General features: G+C 30.5%; 20 protein-coding genes. 13 read left to right on the forward strand and 7 right to left on the reverse strand.

The features are described from left to right. Positions 1 to 53 precede the first annotated feature (53 nt). Positions 54 to 1,457 (reverse strand): DegQ family serine endoprotease, encoded by a 1,404-nt coding sequence (locus FMM58_RS00325; RefSeq protein ID WP_150139322.1) that lies wholly within the window; start codon positions 1,455 to 1,457, stop codon positions 54 to 56. 160 nt (positions 1,458 to 1,617) lie between these two features. Here FMM58_RS00325 and FMM58_RS00330 point away from each other — a divergent pair, with 160 nt between their 5' ends. Genes FMM58_RS00330 through FMM58_RS00365 form a run of 8 tightly spaced genes read left to right on the forward strand, consistent with a single transcriptional unit; the run spans position 1,618 to position 9,233 of the window. Next, positions 1,618 to 2,508, forward strand: coding sequence for a DnaJ C-terminal domain-containing protein (locus FMM58_RS00330; RefSeq protein ID WP_150139324.1), 891 nt, complete (start codon positions 1,618 to 1,620; stop codon positions 2,506 to 2,508). 2 nt (positions 2,509 to 2,510) lie between these two features. Next, positions 2,511 to 2,882 (forward strand): heat shock protein transcriptional repressor HspR, encoded by a 372-nt coding sequence (locus FMM58_RS00335; protein WP_150180258.1) that lies wholly within the window; start codon positions 2,511 to 2,513, stop codon positions 2,880 to 2,882. Continuing rightward, on the forward strand, positions 2,882 to 4,504 hold the full coding sequence (locus tag FMM58_RS00340; protein ID WP_150139327.1) for a cation:proton antiporter: 1,623 nt from the start codon (positions 2,882 to 2,884) through the stop codon (positions 4,502 to 4,504). The genes FMM58_RS00335 and FMM58_RS00340 overlap by 1 nt, the downstream gene beginning before the upstream one ends. Then, entirely contained in the window at positions 4,480 to 4,824 is a 345-nt protein-coding gene (locus tag FMM58_RS00345) for a hypothetical protein (RefSeq protein ID WP_150139329.1), read from the forward strand. Before FMM58_RS00340 ends, FMM58_RS00345 begins: the two co-directional genes overlap by 25 nt. Then, the gene (locus FMM58_RS00350; RefSeq protein ID WP_150139331.1) at positions 4,824 to 5,444 is read left to right on the forward strand and encodes an HAD family hydrolase; all 621 of its coding nucleotides are present in this window, start codon (positions 4,824 to 4,826) and stop codon (positions 5,442 to 5,444) included. The genes FMM58_RS00345 and FMM58_RS00350 overlap by 1 nt, the downstream gene beginning before the upstream one ends. A gap of 50 nt (positions 5,445 to 5,494) precedes the next feature. Next, the gene (gene glyS, locus FMM58_RS00355) at positions 5,495 to 7,486 is read left to right on the forward strand and encodes a glycine--tRNA ligase subunit beta (protein ID WP_150139333.1); all 1,992 of its coding nucleotides are present in this window, start codon (positions 5,495 to 5,497) and stop codon (positions 7,484 to 7,486) included. After that, entirely contained in the window at positions 7,483 to 8,304 is an 822-nt protein-coding gene (locus tag FMM58_RS00360) for a M23 family metallopeptidase (RefSeq protein ID WP_150139334.1), read from the forward strand. The genes glyS and FMM58_RS00360 overlap by 4 nt, the downstream gene beginning before the upstream one ends. Further along, complete coding sequence (locus tag FMM58_RS00365) at positions 8,301 to 9,233, forward strand: SAM-dependent methyltransferase (protein ID WP_150139336.1); 933 nt, start codon at positions 8,301 to 8,303, stop codon at positions 9,231 to 9,233. The genes FMM58_RS00360 and FMM58_RS00365 overlap by 4 nt, the downstream gene beginning before the upstream one ends. On the opposite strand, the gene FMM58_RS00370 is transcribed toward FMM58_RS00365, so the two are convergent. From FMM58_RS00370 to leuA, 5 genes are read right to left on the reverse strand one after another with little or no spacing between them, the layout of a single operon-like run. Then, positions 9,230 to 9,514: a hypothetical protein gene (locus FMM58_RS00370; RefSeq protein WP_150180259.1), complete on the reverse strand. Its 285-nt coding sequence runs from the start codon at positions 9,512 to 9,514 to the stop codon at positions 9,230 to 9,232. The genes FMM58_RS00365 and FMM58_RS00370 overlap by 4 nt on opposite strands. A 57-nt stretch (positions 9,515 to 9,571) precedes the next feature. Further along, on the reverse strand, positions 9,572 to 10,174 hold the full coding sequence (gene leuD, locus FMM58_RS00375) for a 3-isopropylmalate dehydratase small subunit (protein WP_150139339.1): 603 nt from the start codon (positions 10,172 to 10,174) through the stop codon (positions 9,572 to 9,574). An 8-nt stretch (positions 10,175 to 10,182) separates the two neighbouring features. Next, positions 10,183 to 11,583: a 3-isopropylmalate dehydratase large subunit gene (gene leuC / locus FMM58_RS00380; protein WP_150139341.1), complete on the reverse strand. Its 1,401-nt coding sequence runs from the start codon at positions 11,581 to 11,583 to the stop codon at positions 10,183 to 10,185. Between the two features lie 3 nt (positions 11,584 to 11,586). Continuing rightward, on the reverse strand, positions 11,587 to 12,657 hold the full coding sequence (gene leuB / locus FMM58_RS00385) for a 3-isopropylmalate dehydrogenase (RefSeq protein ID WP_150139343.1): 1,071 nt from the start codon (positions 12,655 to 12,657) through the stop codon (positions 11,587 to 11,589). Then, the gene (gene leuA / locus FMM58_RS00390; protein WP_150139345.1) at positions 12,654 to 14,210 is read right to left on the reverse strand and encodes a 2-isopropylmalate synthase; all 1,557 of its coding nucleotides are present in this window, start codon (positions 14,208 to 14,210) and stop codon (positions 12,654 to 12,656) included. The genes leuB and leuA overlap by 4 nt, the downstream gene beginning before the upstream one ends. 178 nt (positions 14,211 to 14,388) lie before the next feature. Between leuA and FMM58_RS00395 the strand changes: the two genes are divergently transcribed. From FMM58_RS00395 to motB, 5 genes are read left to right on the forward strand one after another with little or no spacing between them, the layout of a single operon-like run. After that, the gene (locus FMM58_RS00395) at positions 14,389 to 15,285 is read left to right on the forward strand and encodes a hypothetical protein (RefSeq protein WP_150139347.1); all 897 of its coding nucleotides are present in this window, start codon (positions 14,389 to 14,391) and stop codon (positions 15,283 to 15,285) included. After that, complete coding sequence (locus FMM58_RS00400; RefSeq protein ID WP_150139349.1) at positions 15,282 to 15,737, forward strand: YqaA family protein; 456 nt, start codon at positions 15,282 to 15,284, stop codon at positions 15,735 to 15,737. The genes FMM58_RS00395 and FMM58_RS00400 overlap by 4 nt, the downstream gene beginning before the upstream one ends. Before the next feature lie 46 nt (positions 15,738 to 15,783). Then, positions 15,784 to 18,423 carry a DNA polymerase I gene (gene polA, locus FMM58_RS00405; RefSeq protein WP_150139351.1) on the forward strand — a complete coding sequence of 880 codons (2,640 nt, stop codon included), beginning with the start codon at positions 15,784 to 15,786 and terminating at the stop codon, positions 18,421 to 18,423. Between the two features lie 13 nt (positions 18,424 to 18,436). Next, positions 18,437 to 19,213: a flagellar motor stator protein MotA gene (gene motA, locus FMM58_RS00410; protein WP_150139353.1), complete on the forward strand. Its 777-nt coding sequence runs from the start codon at positions 18,437 to 18,439 to the stop codon at positions 19,211 to 19,213. 2 nt (positions 19,214 to 19,215) lie between these two features. Then, the gene (motB, locus tag FMM58_RS00415) at positions 19,216 to 19,950 is read left to right on the forward strand and encodes a flagellar motor protein MotB (RefSeq protein ID WP_150139355.1); all 735 of its coding nucleotides are present in this window, start codon (positions 19,216 to 19,218) and stop codon (positions 19,948 to 19,950) included. 3 nt (positions 19,951 to 19,953) lie between these two features. Here motB and murD read toward each other — a convergent pair whose 3' ends face one another. Next, on the reverse strand, positions 19,954 to 21,162 hold the full coding sequence (gene murD, locus FMM58_RS00420) for a UDP-N-acetylmuramoyl-L-alanine--D-glutamate ligase (RefSeq protein ID WP_150180260.1): 1,209 nt from the start codon (positions 21,160 to 21,162) through the stop codon (positions 19,954 to 19,956). Between the last annotated feature and the right edge of the window lie 4 nt (positions 21,163 to 21,166).

A 21,166-nucleotide genomic window follows, 5' to 3' on the forward strand; every position in this document is an offset into this window, starting at 1 on the left:
TAAAAAAATTTTATAAATTTTAAACTAAAATCTAAAATGAAAGGATAATCCTTTCATTTTAATATCAATAAATTTGCACTTCCATTCCTATAAACCCAAACTTTTAACAAGCCTTTTTTATGCTTTAATATTGTGTTTAAATCATTTAAATTTCTAATTTCTAATTGACCAACAGCAATGATTATATCATTTGCTTTAAAGCCTGTTTCTTGACCTAGTGATTTTTCTTTTACCTTTGTAACCAAAACCCCATTTATATCATTTGTGATTTTAAGCTTAGTTCTATCACTTGCATCTAAATTTTTCAAGGTTAAACCCTCGATTAAGCTTTCTTGAGTGCTAGTATTATTTACTTCATCGCTTTTTAACATAAAGCTAAGTTCTTTAAATTCCCCATCTCTTTCAAAATAAATAGTTATTTTTTGATCAGGTTCAAGTGTGCCTATGTAATTTTTTAAATCAGTTGGAGTTTTAATAACCTTATTATTTACCTTTGTTACCAAATCCCCTCTTTTAAGTCCGGCTAAATCAGCTGATGAACCCTTTTGAATTTCAGTTATTAATGCCCCTTCCTGGCTTTTATAAGCCTTTTTACTATCAGCTTGCAATGGGGCTATTGTAACGCCTAAAAAGCCTCTTTCAATCTTGCCTTTTTCTATAAGTTTTTTAGCAATATCCTTTACCATGTTTGAAGGAATGGCAAAACCTATGCCATTATTTCCTCCACTTCTTGAAAGAATGGCTGAGTTTATCCCAACAAGCACCCCTCTACTATCTACTAAGGCACCCCCTGAATTTCCAGGGTTAATAGATGCATCTGTTTGAATGAAATTTTCGTATTGATTTAAGCCTATGTTATCTTTATTAAGTGCTGATATAATCCCACTTGTAACGCTAAAACCAACGCCAAAAGGATTACCTAAGGCAAATACTACATCCCCTTCTAAAAGCTCGTCAGAATTTCCAAAACTAACAGCATTTAAATTTGAAGTTTCTATTTTAATCACGGCTAAATCCGTTTTAGAATCCTTTCCTATAAGCTTTGCTTGATACTCTGTATCACTACCTGGCAGAGTAACCGTGATTTTATCTACATTATCAACTACATGATTGTTTGTAACAATGTAGCCATCTTTTGAGATAATAACGCCTGAACCTAGCGAACTAACCACTTCTTGATTATTTCTTTGTTGAGGCATATTAAAGTCAAAAAAATGTTTAAAATAAGGGTCGTTAAAAAAATCATCAAAGGCACTTCTAGTGTTTCTAGTAACTGTTTTTGAAGTAGATATATTAACCACTGATTTTTTAACATTTTGAATAGAACTAGAATAAGAAAGAATTTCATCATTTTGTGTAGGATTAATGCGTTTTACATTACTTGGGGCTTCATTAATATTAATAGTTGCTGAAAACAAAGCACAGGCAAGGCTGGTGCATAAAAATATTTTTTTCATAATTTTTCCTTTCTTTAAGAAATTATTTTGCAAGTATAAGCTTAAAACTTTTCTCATTTGTAAATGAAAAAAAACTTGAGTTAAAAAATTAATTAAACTTGATTGACTAAGGCTAAAGTTTTATGTTATAATAGTTGCAAAATTCAAAGGATTTAAAAATATGAGTAATAGTTTATATGACACTCTTGGCATAGCTAAGGATGCAAGTAGCGATGAGATAAAAAAAGCTTATAGGAGGTTAGCTAGAAAATATCATCCTGATATTAATAAAGAAAAAGGTGCAGAGGATAAATTTAAAGAGATTAACGCAGCCTATGAAATTTTAAGCGATCCTAAAAAACGAGCCCAATATGATAAATATGGCGATTCTATGTTTGGTGGGCAAAGTTTTCACGATTTTACAAGAAATGCTGGTGGGGTTGATATGTCTGATATTATAAGAGATATATTTAATAGACATTTTGGTGAAAGTGAATTTAATAGAGGTGGCAATTTTTCAGGCTTTAAATCAAATGGCTTTTCTGGTTTTAAGTCGCGTTTTGAAGAAGAAAATTTAGATAAAAATACTAAGCTTAGTATACCTTTTGAGTTGGCTATTTTAGGCGGAGAATATAGCATAAATTTAAATGGCGAAAATGTTAAGATTAAAATTCCTTATGGTATGAAAAATGGAGAAAAGCTTAGAGTTCGTGGCAAGGGCAAAAAGAGTGGTTCAAATGTTGGGGATTTAATCATACAGCTTGAAGTAGAAAAAAGTAACATTTATGAAAGGGACGAGGATGATTTAAGCCGCAATTTTGATATTAGTTTGCATACTGCTTTTTTTGGTGCAAAATTAAATATCAAAACACCTAAAAGAGAAGTTAGCGTTAAGATTCCTGCAAATTCAAAAAATGGACAAAAAATTCGCCTTAAGGGCTTTGGCGTTCAAAATAGAAAAACGGGAATTTATGGAGATTTATATTTAATTTTAAATATTGTTTTACCTAAACTTGATAGTTTGGACGAAAAATTTGTTAAACTATTGGATGAGAATTTACCTAAGGATTAAAGATGGAGCATAATTACGATGAACCGGTTTATTTAATAAGTGTAGTTGCAAAGGTGCTAAGCATTCACCCTCAAACACTTAGACAATACGAAAGAGAGGGGCTTGTAGAACCAAGTAGAACAGATGGCAAAATAAGGCTTTATTCTCAAAGGGATATAGATAGAATCAAGCTTATTTTAAGGCTTACTCGTGATATGGGAGTAAATTTAGCAGGTGTTGATGTGATTTTAAAACTTAAAAGTCAATTACAAGAATTTGAAAATTTGGTAGAAGAATTGCGTTTAGAACTTAGCAAAAAAGAAAATGGAGATAAATCAAAGGCTGTTGTAGAAAGAAAAAATAGCTTTGATTTGATATTTTACGAGAAACTTTAATGGATATTGTTTTAAAAGCCTTTTTAATAGCATCTTTTAGTGCTATTGTTTTAAATGTTATATTTAAAAAATTTGAATTGCCAACTATAATTGGCTACATAATAGCAGGTATTATTATATCACAACTTTATCATTTTAGTGGGAGCGAGGAATTTTCTCATATTGCTGAATTTGGTATAGTTTTTTTAATGTTTAGCATAGGGCTTGAATTTTCTTTTCGTCATTTAATGGCAATGAAAAGAGAGGTTTTTTTAAATGGTAGTTTTCAAATGCTACTTTGTGGAATAACCTGTTTTTTTATAGCTGCTTATATATTAAATTTAAACGACAAAACAGCTTTAATTGTAGGTTTTGCCTTAGCCCTTTCATCAACTGCTGTAGTGCTTAAAATTTTAAATGATAATGGAGATATTAATAATACTTACGGCAGAAAGGCACTTGGAATTTTACTTTTTCAAGATATAGCAGTTATCCCTTTACTTTTATTAGTCGACGTTTTTTCATCAAACAACCAAGACATAGCAAAGCTTATTTTAACGACTTTATTTAGCGTTATAATCTTATTTTCTATGCTTTTTTTAATAGGAAAATATCTACTTGATAGAATGCTTCGCTTTGTAATTAGGGCTTCTAGCCAAGAAATTTTTATACTAACAATATTATTTATAGTAATAGGGGCTAGTTTTTTAGCACATGATTTTGGCTTTTCTTATTCTTTGGGAGCCTTTATAGCAGGGGTTTTAATAGCTGAAACAAGATATAAGCATAAAATTGAAGCAGATTTAATCCCCTTTAGAGACCTTTTGCTTGGCTTTTTTTTTATAACTATAGGCATGCAAATAAATTTTAATATAGTTTTTGAAAATTATATAATGATTTTGTTTTTATTTGTAGCTGTGCAAGTGGCTAAATTTGTAATTAGCTTTGGTTTTTTATGTTTATTTACTAAAAAAAGAAGTGCCTTGAAAACTTCCTTTTCTACTATGCAAATAGGGGAATTTGCCCTAGCTATATTTGCTCTTTTACAAGCAAAAAATATGATTAATGCTAATACAGCTCAAATTTTAATAGTAACAGCTATTTTAACAATGATTTTAACACCCTTTGTTTTAAAACATATAAGCAAGATAACTGATATTGTAGAAGATTTTACAAGCAATGAAAATATAAAGCAAAGATTGCCAGAAAATAAACCTAGCAATCATTTAGTAATTTTTGGTTATGGTCGCTTAGGACAAGAGGTTGTTCAAAGGATTAAAAATACAGGTGTTTCTTATTTGGTTTTAGAAAGTGATTTAAATTTGGTAGAACTTGGGGTAAGTCGTGGCGAAAATGTATATTTTGCAAATGCTACCCAAGAAGAAACATTAAAGATAGCAAATATAGAAGAGTGTGCTGTTGCCATTATTACTATAAATAACGAGGTTAAGCTTGAAATGATTTGTGAGTGTTTAACACATTTTAAAAAGCCTATTGATACGATTATTCAAGTAAATGGCTCATATAAAAAGCTACTTTTTTCAAGCATAGATGAAAATATTCATGTAGTAAGTTCTGAAAAAGTAGTAGCAAGAACCCTAATACAAGAGGCCCTAGAATGCAAGATTCGCAAAAATTTATAAAAAATAACGAAAAGGCTAAGCGAGTAAAATATATAAGAAGCTTAGAAAAATTTGCAAGCGTTGCTGTAAATACTTTAAAAAAAGATGATTTTGATAAGGATAAATTTAAAGAAAGGATGCTAAAAAATATGAAATTTTTTGAAAAAAATGAAGCAGTAATTTTAAATGCTAATTATGCAAAGAGTTTAGAAAATTTTGTTAATGCTTGTTTGGATTTTTCAAAGGAAAAAAGCGAGCTATTAAATCTTGCAAATGCCCTTGACAAGCTTAAAAACAAAAATAAAAAAGAAAAACACAAAAATTATTTAAAGGATTTTTAATGATAAATGTATTTTTTGATATGGATGGGACCTTAATTGATAGTTCAAATGCCATTGCTATGGCTGTTAATGAGATAAGGACTGATAATAAACTACCAGCACTTTCAAAGGCTGAAATTTATGGTATTATAAATACTCCTGGCATTGATTGGGCTAAGGAACTTTATGACGCAAATGACTTTACTCACAAAAGCTTTAAACAAGGCTTTGAAAGGTATTTTGTAAAGCATTATGAACAAAGCGTGGTGCTTTTTGAAGGCGTTATGGATGTGCTTAAATTTTTAAGAGGGAAAAATTGTTATTTAGCAATTGCTACAAATGCTCCTCAAAGTTCTTTAAAACGCATTTTAAATAAGTATAATATCTTACCTTTTTTTGATAAGGTTGTAGGGGTTAGTGAAAATATGGAACCTAAGCCTCATCCCATGATGCTAAATTTATTACACGAAGAAGCAATCTTTGAAAAAAGTATTTTTGTGGGCGATAGTTTAAAGGATAGAGAATGTGCTATGAATGCAAATATACCTTATTATCATGCAAAATGGTATCAAAATGAGTTAAAAGACAATGAATTTAATAACGCTCAAATGTTGATTGAATTTTTACAAACTCATTTATAAGGATTAATTAATTTTAGTTAAAATTTTTAAATTATAAAGAAAGAGTTAGAATGAGTGAATTATTAATTGAAGTTGGAGTAGAAGAATTACCTGCTATTCCATTATTAAAAACCCTAAATCAAATTCAAAATAATTGGGAAAATACTCTCAAAGAATATCGCTTGCAAAGTGAGTTTGAATTTTTTTATACTCCTAGAAGATTAGTTTTTTTTCATAAAAATTTTAAAGAAAAACAAGAAGAAAGTTTTGAAGAATTTATAGGAGCCCCAAAAGAAATAGCATTTAAAGACGGAGTTTTATCAAAGGCTGGACTTAGTTTTTTACAAAAGGCTAATATTAGTGAAAATGAGTTAGGCTTTAAAGAGATTAAAGGAAAAGAGGTTTTGTACTATCAAAAGCAAGTTAAAGGCAAAAACGCAAAAGAATGTTTAGGCTTAATGATAGAAGAGTTTTTAAAGGGTTTAAATTTTGGAAAAAGTATGCGTTGGGGGGCTTACGATTTTGAATTTATACGTGCAATTCGTTCTTTTGTTTGTATCTTAGGAGATGAGTTAGTAGAGTTTGAAAGCTATGGGGTAAAAAGTGCTAAAAAGACCTTTATTCATAGAAGCATAAGCTATGATTTACTTGAATTTGACACTATACAAGATTATTTTAAACTTTTAGAAAAAAATTTTATTATCTTAAATCAAGAAAAAAGAAGAGAAAAGATTATAAGCGAGTTTAATCACTTAGAAAATAATTTTAATATAAAAATAGCAAATGATGAAGAACTTTTGCAAGAAGTAGTTGCTATTACTGAATATCCAAAGGCGTTGCTAGGTACTTTTGATAAGGAATTTTTACAAATTCCAAGCGAGGTTATTATAACTTCTATGAGAGAAAATCAACGTTATTTTGCTGTTTTTAATGAAAATACTTTAAGTAATCATTTTGTAGCGATATGTAATGCTGTGTGTGATGATTATTCTTTGATAATTAAGGGCAATGAAAGGGTATTAAGGGCCAGATTAAGCGATGCTATGTTTTTTTATAAAAATGACTTACAAAGTGGTTTAGAGCCTAAAAAACTTGATAATGTAGCATATCTTGATGGGCTTGGTTCTATGAATGATAAGGTTGAAAGAGAAAAGAAGATAGCTAAAATTTTATGCAAAATTTATAATAATGAAAAAATTGATGAAATCAATAAGGCCTTAACTTACGCAAAGGCTGACTTGCTTACTCAAATGGTTTATGAGTTTACGAATTTACAAGGTGTTATGGGGGCTTATTATGCAAAAAATATGGGTTTTTCTTATGAAATTTGCAAGGCTATTAAAGAACAATATCTGCCAAATTCTGAAAACTCACCCCTGCCAAGTAGTGAGTTTTCAAGCATAGTAGCCTTAGCAAATAAGCTTGATACGCTTTTAAGCTTATTTAGCATAGGTAAAATTCCAAGTGGGACAAAGGACCCTTATGCGTTAAGAAGGGCTGCAAATGGGGTTATTAAGATAGTTTTAAATTTAAATTCAAATTTTGATTTAAATGAGTTTTTAAACCAAGCAAAAAGTGCATATAAGGCCTTTGATATAGATATTTTAAAAGAATTCATACTTGAAAGACTTTATACCTTTTATGAGGTTAATGCTTCTTTTGTGAGTGCTGTTTTAAGTTCTAAAAATAGTGATTTAATTTATATTAATGAATGCGTTAAGGCCTTGATAAATCTTAGTAAAAAAGATGAATTTGAAACGAATTTTAGCACCTTTAAAAGACTTGCAAATATCGTAGTTAAGATTGAAAATGATATTGATGAGGGCTTATTTGAAGAGGTTGAGATTAAGCTTTTTAAGGCCTTTAAAGAAGCCATTAAACAAACAAATATACAAATTAGACTTGAAAATTTATTTTTCCTAAAGCCTTTAATTGATGATTTTTTTGATAAGATAATGATAAATGTCGATGATACAAGGCTTAAAACGAATCGCCAAGCCTTAGTTTATAGTATTTACAAAGAATTTTTAAAAATTGCTGATATAAAGGAGTTAAGTTTATGAAACATATATTTTTAAGTTTAATAATCGCCATTTTCTGCCACGCTTATGATGATTTAAGCTTAATAAAGGGACAAGCCTTATTTTTAGAATTTGACAAAAAAGACTTAGTAAGCTTAAAGGCAGGGGATAAGAATTTACCATTTTTTGCACACCCTAGTAAGGAAGATAAGGTTGCGGCCTTATTTGGAATTTCTTATAAAAATCCTCCAACAAGCACAAAAATAACAGCTACTTACAAGGATAAAACTAGTAGCTTTAATATAAAAACCTTACAAGGTAATTATAAAAGTGAAAAATTGCAAGTTGAACCAAAAAAGATTAATCCTCCAAAAGAAGTACAAGAAAGAATAGCCAAGGAGTTAAAAGAGGCAAATGCTGTATATACAAGCTATACAAATAAGGCACTTTTTGATGGTAAATTTGAAAAACCCTTAAATAGTGTTATTACAAGTGATTTTGGCAAGGCAAGGGTCTATAATAACATGCTTTCAGGCTATCATGGCGGGACTGATTTTAGAGCTCAAACTCCAACTCCTATAAAGGCAGCAAATTCAGGTGTTGTACGCATTGCAAAGGATAGATATTATGCTGGAGGTTCGGTTATAATTGACCATGGCTATGGAATTTACTCACAATATTATCATCTCTCACAAATTGATGTTAAAGTGGGACAAGAAATAAAAAAAGGCGATATTATAGGACTTAGTGGGGCTACTGGTAGGGTTAGTGGGCCTCATTTGCATTTTGGAATTTTTGCAAATTCAAAGCAAGTTGACCCCCTTGATTTTATTGAAAAATTTAATTTGCTTTGGCAATGAAATTTAGTCAATTTTTCAATACTTGGTTACATGAACTTTATTATAAACAGGGCGTAAAAATCGGCAAGGATGGCGATTTTTACACAAGCGTAAGCGTAGGTTCTTTATTTGGGACACTTATAGCAAAACATTTTTTAAGCTTAATTGATAATAAAATTTTAAAATTTCCTTGTGAAGTTATAGAAATAGGGGCAAATGAGGGCTTTTTAAGCAAGGATTTTTTAACTGCTTTATTAATGTTTAGACCTAGTATTTTTAAGGATATAAGCTTTTTTATAATAGAACCTCACGAAAATTTGCGTTTAATGCAAAGAAAAACCCTTGAAGGAGTTGAGTTTTTGCATAAAAACAGTCTTAAAAAATGTAGCTTTGATAATGCCTTTATTTTTTGCAACGAGTTATTTGACAGCTTTACACTAGAATTAATAGATAATGATAAAATGGGATTTATAGATGATTTTAAAATATATTTTGATGATATAGATAAAGAACTTTTAAAAGAATGCAAAAAAATAAATTTAAAAAAGGGCGAATTTAGCACTGCTTTGCTAGGTTTTTTTGAAGATTTAAATTTAGCCTTTAAAAAATTTATTTTTGCTAGTTTTGATTATGGTAAAAAAAATATTAATGATTTTTCTTTAAGAATTTTTAAAAAACATGAACTTATTAATCCCTTTGAATGCGATTTAAAAGAGTTTTTTGGAAAAAGTGATTTAACCTATAATGTAAATTTCAATCATATTTTTTATCTTTTAAAAAGATATAATTTTAAGCTTTTGGCCTTTGAAAAACAAAATGTAGCCCTTTTAAATTTTGGCTTTGAAGAACTTTTAAAAAGGTATTTTAAAGAAGAGTGGTTAAACCAAGCAAAATACCTTTTTTTTAATTTCGATGAAAAATTTCATTTCTTAGAATTTCAAAAAATTTAATCTATCGTAGGAGGTGGCAAAAAGTCGTATTCTTCTCTTTTTAATAAAGGAAATCTTTTAAACATACGAGAACAATACAAATTTAGCTTATTCTCATCATAATCCTTAAATCTAGGGTCAAATTCTTGTATAGCTTGCAACATAACATTTCTAGGAATTCCTCTTTTCATGCAACATGCTAGATAGTTTCTATATTCAGCAATAGGGCTTTTATCGGGTCTGCTTTTCCTACCCATCTTGCCTACATAAATAACTTTATATTTTCTTTGTAATTTTTTCATATATTCTCCTTATAAAATTTAAGAGATATTATAACCTAAATTTTCTTAAAAAACAAATTATACTAAGTAAACTGATGAATTATTTTCATAAGCTTTTATTTTTTCTTTATATTGCAAGGTTAAATCAATGGTATCAAGCCCTTCTAAAAGGCATTTTTGATGAAATTCATCTATTTCAAAATTAAATTCCTTACCAAAGGCAAATACTTTTTTATCTATTAATGAAATTTCTATATTTTTATCATCGCTATTTTCTAGGCTTTCAATTAAAAAATCCACCTCTTTTTCTGTTAAAACAACGGCTAAAAGCCCGTTTCCTAGTGCGTTATTTTTAAAAATATCACCAAATCTTGGGGCAATTATAGCCCTGATTCCAAAGTCCATTAATGCCCAAGGTGCGTGTTCTCTTGATGAGCCATTGCCAAAATTATCCTTTGCAACTATGATAGAAGCACCCTTATAAGCTTCTTGATTTAGTTTAAATTCAGGGTTTAAAACGCTTTCTTTATCATCCAAATAACGCAAATCATGAAACAAATGCTTTCCAAAGCCTATTTTTGAAACAGAAAGCAAAAATTGCTTAGGGATAATCTGGTCAGTATCTATATTTGCGAAATTCAAAGGACAGGCTATTCCTTTATGAGTTATAAATTTTTGCATATTCTCTCCTATAAATAAGTTCTAACATCACAAATTGCACCCTCAATAGCACAAGCTGTAGCACTTGCTGGTGACATTAAATGAGTTATTGAATCCTTGCCCTGTCTTCCTACGAAATTTCTATTTGAAGTAGAGGCTACTCTTTGTCCAGGAAGTGCCTTATCATCATTCATAGCAAGGCACATTGAACAGCCGGGCAATCTCCATTCAAAACCTGCTTGAATGAAAATTTTATCAAGCCCTTCTTCTTCTGCCTTATTCTTAACCCACATAGAACCAGGCACAGCTAAAGCCTTTACATTTGGACTAATTTTTCTTCCCTTTAAAACACTAGCAGCAGCCCTAAAATCTTCAATCCTACCATTTGTACAAGAACCTATAAAAACAACATCTATCTTTTCACCTAAAAGACTTTGATTTTCTTTAAGCTTAGTATATTTAAGGGCATCTGTTAGGCTTTTTTTATCTACTTCATTTGTAAAATCATTTACACAAGGTACTTTTTCATCTATGCCTATAACTTGTCCTGGATTTGTACCATAAGTAATTTGAGGGCTAATCTTTGAAGAATCAATTTCTACAATCTTATCAAATTTGGCGTCCTCATCGCTTTTTAAATTTTGCCAATTTTTTATACACTTATCAAAGTCAAGGTCTTTCGGGGCAAAAACACGGCCCTTAATGTATTCAAAGGTAATATTATCAGGTGCTATCATGGCAGCTTTAGCCCCAAGTTCTATAGCCATATTTGAAAGGGTCATTCTCCCTTCCATGCTTAAATTTTCAATACTTTCACCACAAAATTCCACACAATATCCAGTTCCTCCAGCAGTACCTAAAACGCCTATTATATAAAGTATTAAATCCTTTGCATAAACGCCCTTTGCTAAATGGTTAAAGCAGTGAATTTTCATAGTTTTAAGTCTTGCTTGTTTAAGCGTTTGTGTAGCCATTACATGTTCAACTTCTGATGTGCCTATCCCAAAGGCAAGTGCTCCAAATGCCCCGTGCGTAGCAGTGTGAGAATCCCCACACACAAGAGTAGTACCTGGCAAGGTAAAGCCAAGTTGAGGTCCTATGATATGAACTATGCCTTGATTTTTATCTCCCATTCCAAAGAGTTTAACGCCAAAATCCTTTGTATTTTGCATTAAAGTAGTGATTTGTTCTTTTGCCATAGGCGAACAGGCGTTTAAATCAGAACTTTGTGTTGATACATCATGGTCTATTGTAGCTATTGTTAAATCAGGCCTTGCCATTTGTCTTTTAGCTAGTTTTAGTCCTGAAAAGGCTTGTGGACTAGTTACTTCGTGTACTAAATGTCTATCTATGTATAGGGTTGGAATTTCATTTGGTGCTTGAAAGACAATATGGCTTTCATATACCTTTTCATAAAGTGTTTTACCCATTTTTTACTCCAAATTTTCTAAGATTGCATTGCCCATTTCATCGGTATTTAAGGCATTATTAGGATTTAAATCCCTTGTGTGTTTTCCTTGTTCTAAGGTTTTTGAAACAGCATTTTCAATATCATTAGCTGCATTAACTTCACCTAGTGAAAATTTTAGCATTAAGGCAGCACTTAGGATTTGTGCTATAGGATTTGCTATGTTTAAGTGTGCTATATCAGGAGCTGATCCACCTGCTGGTTCGAAAAGCCCAAAAGATTTTTCATTTATACTAGCTGATGGTAACATTCCCATAGAACCCGTAATCATAGCCATTTCATCAGATAATATATCACCAAAGATATTATTACAAAGCATAACATCAAATTGAGATGGATTTTTAACAAGTTGCATAGTAGCATTATCAACATACATATGTTCTAAACTTACATCTTTATACTCATTTGCTACTTCGCTAACTACCTTTCTCCATAAAATAGAACTTTGCAAGACATTTGCCTTATCAATAGAACAAACCTTTTTTCTTCTTAATCTAGCACTTTTAAAGGCAGTATGTGTGATTCTTTCAATCTCGGTCCTTGTGTAAATTTCAGTATCAAAGGCACAATCTCCATTATCTTTAACGCCTTGTGGCTTTCCAAAATAAATTCCACCAGTCAATTCTCTAATGCACAAAATATCCATTCCCTTATCTACAATCTCATTTTTTAAAGGAGATAGGTTTTGTAAACCCTTATAAATTTTAGCAGGGCGAAAATTTGCAAAAAGATTAAAATGCTTTCTTAATGGCAAAAGCGATGCCCTTTCTGGACGTTGTTCTATGGGTAAATTATCCCATTTCGGACCTCCAACTGAACCAAATAATATAGCATCTGAGTTTTCACAAAGTTTTAAGGTTTCATCGCTTAAAGCTATTTTATGAACGTCAATTGAAGCACCACCAATTAAAGCTTCATTAAATTTCAATTCAAAGTTATATTTTAAACTTATTTTATTTAAAATTTTCAAAGCCTCTTTCATTACCGATGGACCTATGCCATCCCCTGGTAAAACTGCTATTTTGTAAGAATTCATACTGCATTTTTCCTTTTTACAACTTCTATTTGCATAGCCTTTGCTATTGCGTTAAAAGTATTTATAAAAGCTTGAGTTGATGCTTCTATAACATCAGTTGAAAGTCCCATTCCATGAAATTTTCTACCTTGAAATTCCATTACAACATCAACTTGACCCTGTGCATCAACACCACTTCCCTTAGCCCCGATAACATAATTTAAAAGCTTGCAATCTATCTCAACTAATTTTATCAAGCAATTAAACACGGCCTCAACAGGACCATTGCCTATATCAGCCATTGTTTTAGAACACCCATCAATGTTTAATTGCACGCAAGCTGTAGGAATAACATTTTCCCCACCACTTATAACATTTAAATTTTCAAGCACAAATCTTGGTTTTTCTTGCAATTCTTGGCTTAAAAACATTAGAGCCTCTAAATCATAATCATACACTTGCCCCTTTTTATCGGCAAGTTTTAAAAAACTCTCATAAATATCATCTAAATCATAGGTATTTTCTGCATAGCCTAAGTTTTCAAGGCAAGTTTTTATCATATTTCTACCCGAACGGGCTGTTAAAAGCATACGATTTTCATTTAAGCCTATGCTTTCAGGCGTGATAATCTCATAAGTTTGGCGATTTTTAATAACTCCGTCTTGATGAATGCCTGAACTATGTGAAAAGGCATTTGAACCAACTATTGCCTTATGCGAAGGGACAGGTTCGTTACAAATGGCAGCTACTAATTTTGAAGTTTTAGCTATATTTTCGTGTATTATATTTGTATAAAGTCCATTAAATAATTTAGAACGCGTTTTTATAGCCATAACTACTTCTTCTAAGGCACAATTTCCAGCCCTTTCTCCTAAGCCATTCATAGCACATTCAATTTGCCTAGCCCCTTGCATTATAGCAGAAAGGCTATTACCAGTTGCCATTCCCAAATCATTATGGCAATGTACTGAAATAACTGCTTTATCTATATTTGGAACCCTATTAAAAAGCGTTTTTATAATATCTCCAAATTCATAAGGTAAGGTATAGCCGACAGTATCTGGTATATTAATCGTTTTTGCCCCTGCATTTATAGCCACTTCGACCATGCGACATAAATCATCAATAGGCGTCCTACCTGCATCCTCGCAAGAAAATTCCACGTCCTCAGTATAATTTCTAGCTCTCATCACAGCATTCTTAGCCATATTTACTACCTCATTAAAATCCTTTTTTAACTTATCTTTTACATGCAAGGTAGAAGTTGCTATAAAGGTATGAATTCTAAATCTTTTTGCTACTTTTAATGCCTCGTAACACGCATCAATATCCTTATTTACAGCACGGCTAAGTCCACATACTACGGAATTTTTAACATTTTTTGCTATGCTTTGTACAGACTCAAAATCACCGGGAGAAGATACCGGGAATCCTGCTTCGATTATATCTACGCCTAAATTTTCTAGAGCAAGGGCTATTTGTAATTTTTGATTAATATTTAAAGATTGACTTAGTGCTTGTTCACCATCTCTTAAAGTTGTGTCAAATATGATAACTTGCTTATTATCTTTCATTTTTTGCTCCTTGTTTTAAATTTAGAATGTTGATTATACTATTTTTTGGTTTAAACTTAGTTTTTTTGTAACATTTTAATTTTTAAAAATTTGTTTATAAAAGGGGGTTTAATATTTTTATGCTAAAATGGCATTTTTTGCATTTTGCAAAAAAAAAAAAAAAACAAAAGAAATAGCAATGAGGGCTTATTTTATAAATGCAGAAAATATAAGTTTAAATCTTTTTTTAGAAAAGCATAATTTTGATGAAGAAGATAAAAATAGCAAATTTCATATCTTTGCTTGTTCAAGGACCTCTTTAAATTTTAAGAGTTTGTATATTTTAAACAAATATAAATTTAAGGTTTATACCTTTGATAATCACAATGAAAATTACGCTGATAAGCAAATTCTAACAACCCTAGGTTTCGTTGTTTCAAAGAAAAAATATAAAGAATTTATCATAGTTAGCGATGATAAGATTTTTAATAATTTAGAATATATGATTAAAAATTATGGAAAAAATATTAGTTATATTAGGAAAAAGGACTTAATAGAAAGGAATTTGCCGACCACTTCAACTTCTACAACTTCACAGACTCAGTCGGTTTCAAATTTGGTTAGTGGTAAGATAAATATTAGTGATGATAAACTTAGCATTGAAAAATTTTGTAAAAAATATAAAGATGAAATTTTAAATATTAGAAATAACTCAAATAATCTTAATAATCTTCATTTAAATTTAACAAAGCATTTTGGACAAGATAAAGTAATAAAATTGTATAGATATATTAATCACAATCTAAAAGATGAGTTAAAACTTAGCAAATTAAAAAATAAAAAAGAAGTTAAACAAGCTGTAAAAAAGGATACTAAAAATCTTACAATAAAAGATGAAATGTTACAAAAACAAGATGAAATTCAAAAAATGTTTGAAAATTATAACAAACAAATTTTATTACTTGAATACAATACAAGTACTAGGTGTGATTTTCATAATGCTTTGCGTGAAACTTTTGGCAATGAAGAAGATTTAATTTATCAATACATAAAACACATTTTAAAATACAATGTTGGAAAGTTAAAAAACAAATAGTGAGTGAGCTTTTAAATACCCTTTCTTATCCTACTCTTTTTTTAGTGTGCCTTCTCTCAAGTACGCTTTTGCCCTTAGCTAGTGAGCTTTTTGTACTTAGTTTTTTAAATTTTGATTTTAATCCCTTTTTGGTGCTTTTCACATCCACACTAGCTAATAGCCTAGGTTCAATCACTACTTATTTACTAGCTTTTCTTGGCAAAAAAGAAATTTTAGAAAGGTATTTTAAAAATTCCTTAAAAAAGATTAGCAAGGTAGATAAAAATTTTAATCATTTTGGTGCTTTTTATGCCTTTTTTAGCTTTTTACCATTATTTGGAGATATTTTTGTACTAGGGCTTGGCTTTGCTAAATATTCATTGTTAAAAACTTGTATTTTTATAGGTCTTGGAAAATTTGTTCGTTATTTTTGTCTTTTTTTATTATATTTTTACGAAATCATAAAGTTTTAATCAAATTTTAGGCAAAATTGACACTAAATTTAATTGAAAGAGTGCCATGAAAACACTAACTTTAATTGACAGCTTTGGCTTTTTTTTTCGTTTATTTTATGCTCTTAAAGGACTTAGTACCTCAAAGGGCGAGCCAAGTTCGATGATAACAGGTTTTAGTAATTTTATTTATAGCTTAGAAAAAGAATATAAAAGCGATTTTTTAATCTTTGCACTTGATAGCAAGGGACCTACTTTAAGAAGTGAGTTATTTGATTGTTACAAGGGCAATAGAACCCCACCTCCACCAGAATTAAAGGCCCAGCTTCCAATTTGTATACAAATGATTGAAAGAATGGGTTTTGCAAGTTATTCAAGGGAAAAATACGAAGCTGATGATATAATCGCTTCTATTGTGAAATTTTGCGAGGATAAGGATATATTTGTTCGCATTGTAAGCACTGATAAGGACCTTTATCAACTTATAAAAGATGGCAAGGTAAGCATTTATAGCCCTATTTCAAAAAGAGAGTATAACGAGACAGCTTGTTATGAAAAATTTGGGGTTAAGCCTAGTCAGATTATTGATTTTTTAGCACTTTGTGGAGATAGTGCTGATAATATTCCAGGGGTTAAGGGTATAGGAGAAAAGGGGGCTAAAAAATTACTTGATGATTTTGATAATTTAGAAAATATTTATGAAAATTTGCTCTTAATCAAAAATGAAAAAACCAAACAAAAGCTTTTAGAAAGCAAAGAATCAGCCTTTTTAAGCAAAAAACTTGCAACACTTTATGATAATGTAAATTTAGAAAATATACTTGAAAATGCAAATTTTCCAGATACAGAACCACTCTTAAAGATACTTGACATACTAGAAAAATATGAACTTAATAATCTTATTAAAAAGCTAGATAACAAGGAAAAAACAAAGCAAAATTTAAGTTTTAGCCCTATTTTAATGAATGATGAGAACGAGTTAATAAAAATTTTACAAGATTTAAACGAAGATAGCATAATAGCCTTTGATACTGAAACTACAGGACTTGATGCAAGAAGTGCTAAAATAGTTGGTTTTAGTTTTTGTTTTAACGAAGAAAGGGCCTTTTATGTTCCTATAAATCACAGATACTTAGGCGTTAAAAAGCAAATTAGTTTTGAAGTAGCAAAACAAGCAATAGAACTTATCTTTAAGCATTTTGTAATAGGGCATAATCTTAAATTTGATTTTAAGATAATCAAGGAAAATTTTAATATAAACTATCCATTAAAATACGCTGATACGATGATTTTAGCCTGGCTTGAAAATTCAAGTTTGCGTTGTGGCATGGATGAGTTAGCAAAAAGGCTTTTTGATTATGAGACCTTAAAATTTGAAGATTTAGTAAAAAATGGTGAAACTTTTGCAAATGTAAGCCTTGAAAAAGCTTGTGAGTATGCAAGTGAGGATGCCTTTATAACCTTGAAATTTTATCTTTATTTTATGAAAAAACTTGACAAAAATTTATTAAAAATTGCACAAGATTATGAATTTGACTTTATAAAAGTACTGATTATGATGCAAGATAACGGAATAAAACTTGATATAAATGCACTTTCTTTATTAATGAGTAAATTTGAAACACAGATTAAAATTTTGAGTGAAGAAATTTATAATTTGTCAGGTGAAAGATTTAATATAAATTCTCCTAAGCAAATAGGTGAAATTTTATTTGAAAAATTAAATTTAAGCGATAGCAAGGCTAAAACAAAAACAGGTTATAAAACAGATGAAGCCGTGTTAAGTAGGCTTTTAGGTAAGCATGAAATAGTTGGTAAAATTTTAGCTTATAGGGAGTTAGCAAAGCTAGTAGGAACTTATTGTGAGCCCTTGTTAAAACTTGCAAAAGAAAATGAAAAATCAAGAATTTATTCAAGCTTTTTACAAACAGGAACGGTTACTGGTCGCCTTGCATCAAAGGACCCAAATTTACAAAATATCCCAGCTCATGGTCAATATGCAAAGGATTATAAATCATGTTTTATAGCAGAGGATGGCTATAGTTTTATAAGCCTTGATTATTCTCAAATAGAATTAAGAATGTTGGCACATTTTAGTCAAGATGAAAAGCTTTTAAGAGCCTTTGAAAACGATGAGGATATCCATGCAAGAACGGCGATTATGATTTTTGGTTATAGCGATTTTCACACTAGAAGCGTGGCAAAAAGTATAAATTTTGGCTTAATTTATGGCATGGGCTATAAAAGACTTAGTGAAAGTTTAAAGATTGATGCAGGTCTTGCAAAAGAATATATAGAAAAATATTTTGCAAATTTTACTAGCATTAAGGGCTTTTTTGAAGAGATTAAGAAAAAAACAAAAAGCGAGGGCTATATTAGCACACTACTTGGACGCAGACGTTATTTTGATTTTTCAAATGCAAATTCAATGCAAGTTGCTATGTTTGAAAGAGAAAGTATAAACTCAATCTTGCAAGGCAGTGCAGCAGATATTATAAAACTTGCAATGCTTGAATTTTATAAGTATTTAGACAATGATACAAGGCTTATTTTGCAAATTCACGATGAATTAATTTTTGAAGTAAAAGATGAATTATGTGAAAATTTTGTAAAAAAAGCTAGAAATATTATGGAAAATATAGTAAAATTAAAGCTAAAATTAAAAACTTCCTCAAGTGTTGCTAAAAATTGGGGCATATTAAAGTAAGGAGTGTGGTCATATGGATATTTCAACTCTGCTAGGTGTTATTTTTTCTTTTACAAGTCTTTCTGTAGGAGACATATTAGAAGGTGGAAATCCTTTGCATCTTATACACATTTCATCGCTTATAATCGTGATTCCAACAGCTTGTTGTTGTGCGATAACTGCTACTCATAAAAAGATTGTAAAGGCGGCTTTTAAAGAATTAAAAATAGTTTTTAAGGGTTCAAATGTAAATATCTCAGAAAGAATAGCCCAGCTTATAGAATATGCCATTATTGCAAGAAGGGACGGCTTACTAGCCCTTGAATCAAGGACAAATGAAATAGATAATGAATTTATGAAAAATGCTATGATGATGCTAGTTGATGGTAAGAGTTATGAAGAAATAAGAGATAGCATGGAAATACAAACAGAAGAACTTGAAGAACATTATAAAGAATGTGCTGAATTTTGGACTAGATTTGGTGAAACTTGCCCTACTATTGGGCTTGTTGGGGCTGTTATGGGTTTGACACTTGCCTTGCAACTTTTGGATAATCCTCAAGCTATGGCTGCTGGTATTGCAGGTGCGTTTACAGCTACGGTTACTGGCATATTTGGTGCTTATGCCTTGTTTGCTCCTTGGGGTTCAAAATTAAAGGCTAATGGCATGGATTATGTAAAAGAACAAATAGTTATAACAGAAGCTGTTAAAGGTATAGCAGAAGGTGCTAATCCTAGGGATTTAGAAGCAAAGCTTTTTAATTTTCTAGGACATGATGATAAGAGAATTTCACAATTTGATAAGGGTTAAAAATGGCTAAAAAAAGTAAATGTCCACCTTGTTCAGCTGGTGAAAAATGGGCCGTGCCTTATGCGGATTTTTTATCCTTGCTTTTGGCCTTATTTATTGCCTTGTGGGCTATTTCTGAAAATAATCCAACAAAAACAGAGGCCCTAAAAACTGAATTTGTTAAAATTTTTGATTATACTACTACTCAAACGATCCAACAAGAAAGTCAAAACACTGAAAAATATCCAGGGGCTACAAGGCAAAAAAGCGATGAGTTAGAAGCCTTAAAGCAAATGACACTTTCTCAACAAGAAACAATCAATAAATTAAAAGCTATGCTCGAACAATCAGAAAATCAAGTTGCTTTAAATTTACCTTCTCGCGTAGAATTTGCAAGAAATAGTGCTGAGATAGTTTCTGCTGATATACAAGATTTTTTAAGGAGAATGTCACAACTTGCCTTAAAACTTCCACCTCAGGTTAAGATTGAAATTCGTGGTTATACTGATAATAGCGATACTGCATTAAGAAGCTATGAACTAGGCTATGAAAGGGCTAAGGCGGTTTTAAAATACTTTTTAGATGGTGGGGTTAGTGTGAAGAATTTAAGCGTTAAAAGCTATGGTTTAAATAATCCACTTGATAATGACCCAAAGGCAGCTAAAAACAATCGTGCCGAAATTTATTTTCATTTTAGCCCTGATGATGATGGCTTACAAAAATCAGTTTTGGATTTGATAAATGATAGTAAAAGGTAGCTTTTAAATTTTAGCAACGCATTCTTTAAACACTTCACCTCTATGAGCGTAAGAGGTAAACTGGTCTAAACTAGCACAAGCTGGGCTTAAAAGTGCTACTTCATTATCTTTTAAAAGCTTTGAAATTTCATCAACTGCTTTTGGTAAAAGTTCGCATTTAATAGCATTTATTTTATAAGTACTTGCTAAGTTTATTAATTTATTGCTACTTATGCCTATTATATAAAGGTTAATATCAAGTTTTTGCATTATCTCAAATAAGGGATTTAAATCAACCCCCTTATCATCGCCCCCTATGATAAGATGAATTTTTTTATCACTATAACGTTTTAAGGCAGCCATTACAGCATCGATATTTGTAGCCTTTGTATCATTAATCCAAAGCCTATTTTTACTATCATAAATTTCTTCTAGCTTATTTTTTTCCATTACAAAGCTATTTAATTTTTCATAACTTAAAGAATCAAGTAAGATTTTTTCAATACTTAAAGACATTATGGCATCAAGTAAAAAAGGGCTTTTAAATTGAATTTTTTCTATATTTATACCCATTTTTAAGGCTAAATCTTTTTCATCTTCATAAGCTATGATATGTGCCTTTGTTGGAGTTTTTTCATAAATTTTTGGTAAGATTGCCACATCGCATTCATTCATTCTAGCTAAAATACTTAATTTATCATTTACATAATTTTCAAAACTTCCATGCCAAGAAAGATGATCGGCGCTAATAGGCAAAAGTGCGTAAATTTCAGGCTTAGCAATTTTTGTGTAATGCAAGCTAAAAGAAGAGGTTTCAAGTATCCAAAGTTTTGCGTTAGTATCTAACAAGGCTAATGGAATTCCTACATTTGCCCCTATTAGTGCCCCTATTTTTTCAAGTAAAAAACCTGCCATTTGAGTAGTGGTAGTTTTACCATTTGTACCACTTATCCAAACGCTTTTTGGCATAGCATCATAGAAAAAATCATACTCGCTTATTAAATTCTTAGCCTTTTTTATTAAGATATGGTCTTTTGGAAAACCAGGGCTTGGAAGTTCTAATTTACTAAATTCAGGCTTAAATTCATCTATGGTTAAAAATCTATTATTAAGTTTATCGTGTGAAATTTCTTTAAAACTATCATCATAAATATCAAAGCCACCAAATTTTAAGCCTAAATTTTCAACAATGGCCTTTGTAGTTTTTCCATAACCAAATAAAGATATTCTCATATTT

Source organism: Campylobacter sp. LR291e (assembly GCF_008633915.1).
Classification (GTDB): Bacteria; Campylobacterota; Campylobacteria; order Campylobacterales; family Campylobacteraceae; genus Campylobacter_D.